Source organism: Sedimenticola sp., assembly GCF_050289425.1.
Lineage (GTDB): Bacteria > Pseudomonadota > Gammaproteobacteria > Chromatiales > Chromatiaceae > Sedimenticola.
Map to the genome: position 1 here is coordinate 1 of NZ_JBNKFS010000048.1, position 3,862 is coordinate 3,862.

1 protein-coding gene is annotated in these 3,862 nt (G+C 52.8%); it reads left to right on the forward strand.

Annotated features, from left to right (window positions below):
* Positions 1-3,862: SDR family NAD(P)-dependent oxidoreductase (locus tag ACQY5R_RS18110; protein ID WP_428610691.1), on the forward strand; the 3,862-nt coding region annotated here is incomplete at both ends.

The window sequence follows — 3,862 nt, forward strand, 5'->3', positions numbered from 1 at the left end:
GGCCCAGGGTGAGTTGATCCGCGAGGCGATCGAGAAGGCCGGTGTGGATGCGCGTGCGATCAGCTATATCGAAGCGCATGGCACGGGCACGGAACTGGGTGATCCGATTGAAGTAACGGGCCTGACACAGGCTTTTAAAGTGGATACAAACGAGATTCAGTTCTGTGCGTTAGGCTCGACCAAATCCAATATCGGGCATTTGGAATCGGCGGCGGGCATCGCGGGATTAACCAAGGTCATCCTGCAAATGCAACATAAGCAACTAGTGCCGAGTCTGCATGCAGAAAAACTCAACCCAAATATCAATTTTGAGAAAACACCATTTATGGTGCAGCAAGGGCTGTCTGAGTGGAAGCGTCCAGAGGTAGAGCAGAATGGCGACCGGCGTGAATACCCCAGAATTGCGGGAGTTTCCTCGTTTGGTGCGGGAGGTGCCAATGCGCATGTCATTATAGAGGAATACCTACCGGGGACATCGACACAAACGACACGCCAAGTCACAGGTCAACAGTCTGCGTTGGTAGTGCTTTCAGCCAAAACGGACAAACAGTTGAAAGTGTATGCCCAACAACTGTTGGATTATGTAGAACAGCAAACCGAAATCCATTTAGCGGATCTGGCTTATACCCTGCAGATGGGGCGTGAGGAAATGGATGAACGTGTAGGGCTGTTGGTGGACAGTGTCGAGAGTTTGAAAGAAAGGTTGCAGCAATACGTCAAGGGAGAAAAAGGAATAGAAGACCTTCACTGTGGCCGGGTAAAGCAGAATAAAGACGCTTTAGGTATGTTTATCGCCGACACCGAATTTCAGGAGGCGGTGGCCAAATGGATTGAGCGAGGCAAGTACACCAAATTGTTGGAGTTGTGGGTAAAAGGGTTTGAGGTGGACTGGGCGAAGCTATATGACGGCGAGCAGCCACGGCGTATCAGTTTACCGGTTTATCCGTTTGCAAAAGAACGCTATTGGCTCGACATTGGCCGTGAAAAGCCGAGCCTTGATGAAGGAGAAGCGATCGGCAGGCTGCATCCCTTGCTTCATCAAAATACATCGACCTTAACCGAACAGCGGTTCAGTTCACTCTTCAGTCGTAGCGATGAATGGGTGGGTCAACAGATAAAGGGTGAGTCGGTACTGCCTGGTATGGCTTATCTGGAAATGGCCTGTGCGGCGGTGATAAAAGCCTCGGGTTTTGAAGATGCCCCCGGGCTTCAACTGAACGATATGGTATGGGCACAGCCCGCTGTGATCACTGAACAACGCTGTCCGCTGCATATCAGCCTCTATCCTGTTACGGCTGACCGCATCGGTTATGAGATCTACAGTGATCTGGATTCTACAGATGCGCCCTTGGTTCACGGTCAGGGGCACGCAGTGATGGGGGAGCGTGTATTGGCACCGGTGCTGATGCTTGCCGAATTGAAAGAGCAGTGCCAGACGACTCGGCTGAGCGGGGCGGACGTTTACCGGTCATTACACTCACTGGGTATGGATGTTGGTGTGGCCTATCGTTGCCTGCACGAAGTGTTAATGGGTGATCGTCAGCTGTTGGCGTCCCTGCGGCTGCCGGGTTCAGCGGAAGGAGTTGGCCGTCAATTTAGCCTGCACCCCGGTTTACTGGATGCTGCGCTACAGGCAGCGATCATTGGCTGGGTGCACCAGAGTGGTGTGACTCAGCCGGTGCTACCTTATTCGCTGGCATCGCTGCATCTATATCAAACCTGCGTTACCGAGATGTGGGCTTCCATTCATTACGCTGAGGGACAAGCCAGCGTGTCGGGCCCTACGGTAGCACTGGATATTGATCTCTGCGATAACAGCGGTCAGCTCTGTGTGCAGTTGAAAGGTCTCGTTCTGCGGATGTTGAAGGGATCCATAGGTACCTCTATTCAATCACAGCAGGGAATCCTGATGGTTCAACCCCAATGGCGGGTACAGGCGGCGGAGTTGTCGCGTGATATCCAGAGCCAACGGTGGGCAGAACATCTTATTGTGCTGTGCGAACCGGGCGACGGTATTGAACGTAAACTTTCCCAGCAACTGGCCTCACGTTTTAAAGATGTTCGATGCATAAGTTTGCAATGCGAACACGCCGATCTTGCGACACGTTACAACACGTATGTACTGCAGATCGTTGAACAGCTGCGTGGGATTCTCAGCGGCAAACCCAAAGCGCCGGTTCTGTTCCAGGTGGTAGTCCCCAACTCGGGTGGCCGAGAAGAAGAGGAGGAGAGGGCCGTTTTAAGTGGACTCTCGGGCCTGTTAAGGACCGCGCATCAGGAAAATCCCAAATTGATCGGGCAGTTGATTGAAACCGCGTTAGATCTGTCCCAGGTGGAAACGCTGGCAGAGCGTTTAGTGGAAAACCGTTCTCTGTCCGTTGCACCCCATATCCGCTATCGCGACCAGAAGCGTGAAGTGTTGGAATGGTACGAGGCTGGTTGTGTGGCAGGCAATAGCGAAGGAATTCATCCCCTGCCTTGGAAAGAGAAAGGTGTTTACCTGCTCACCGGTGGCACCGGTGGTTTGGGGTTGCTGTTTGCCAAGGATATCGCTAAAAAAGTTAATGACGCAACGTTGATCTTAACCGGACGCTCGGCCTTGAGCGAAGCCAAAGCCGAGCATCTTAACGAACTGGAAACCCGGTGTTCCAGGGTTGAGTATCGCCAGGTGGATGTGACCGATCCATCGGCGGTCGAGGAATTATTGCGTGACATTGAAAAAGTCTATGGCGGTCTGAATGGCATTGTGCACAGTGCCGGGGTGATTCTGGATAACTTTATTCTCAATAAGGCAGCGGAAGAAGTCGGCGCCGTGTTAGCGCCAAAAGTGTCGGGGCTGGTCAATCTGGATCAGGCCAGCCGGGAAATGAAACTGGATTTCCTGGTGGTGTTTTCCTCGATGAGCGGCGCCCTGGGCAATGCCGGCCAAGCCGATTATGCCGCGGCCAATGCGTTTATGGATGCTTATGTTCATTATCGCAATCGCCTGGTAGCGACGGGGAAACGCCAGGGTCACACGGTATCGATCAATTGGCCTTTATGGAAAACCGGAGGAATGCGAATGGATGCGCAAACCGAACAGTCAATGGTGGAGCGCACAGGGATGATCGCGTTGCAAAGCGATAGTGGCATTCGGGCGCTTTATCAGGCATTGGCAATCAGAGGGGATCAGTGGATGGTGATGGAAGGGAACCTAGAGCTGATGCGGGAGCGGGTGTTGGGATACGGGCGGAGCTCACAACCTGCTAGCCAGGAGACATTGGTTCCCGAGCCGGGAGAGGATATCGATCGAGAACGCGTGTACGAGAAAACGTTGTACAGCCTCCGCCGTTTGTTTGGCAATGTGGCGAAACTGGAAGTGACGCGAGTCGAATCTGATGAGCCGCTGGAACAGTATGGAATCGATTCAATTATGATCACCCAGTTAAATCGCAAGCTGAACGAGGTATTCGGGGAATTATCGAAAACGCTGTTTTATGAATACCAGACGTTGGCGGAATTAACGGAATATTTTCTCGATGAGCATTGGCCAGCCTGTCTGAGCTGGACCGGGCTGGATGCACACTATGCTGAACAAGCGGCACCGATGGCAGATATGGCGATAAATGATCGAGCAGTGCCAGCGCCTCCCAAGGCAGTGGGTGAATTTCCAGTATTGACTTCGTTTAAAACCAAGGAAGTAACAGAAACGGGCGGCAAGGTCGTAAGCCTGGGGCGTTTCGCCTTGACCGAAACCGGCGGGGCTATCCGTGAGCCGATCGCGATTATTGGCATGAGCGGTCGCTATCCGCAGGCTAATAACCTGGAGGAGTTCTGGCAAAACCTGGAGGAGGGCAAAGATTGTATCAGTGAAATTCCGGAG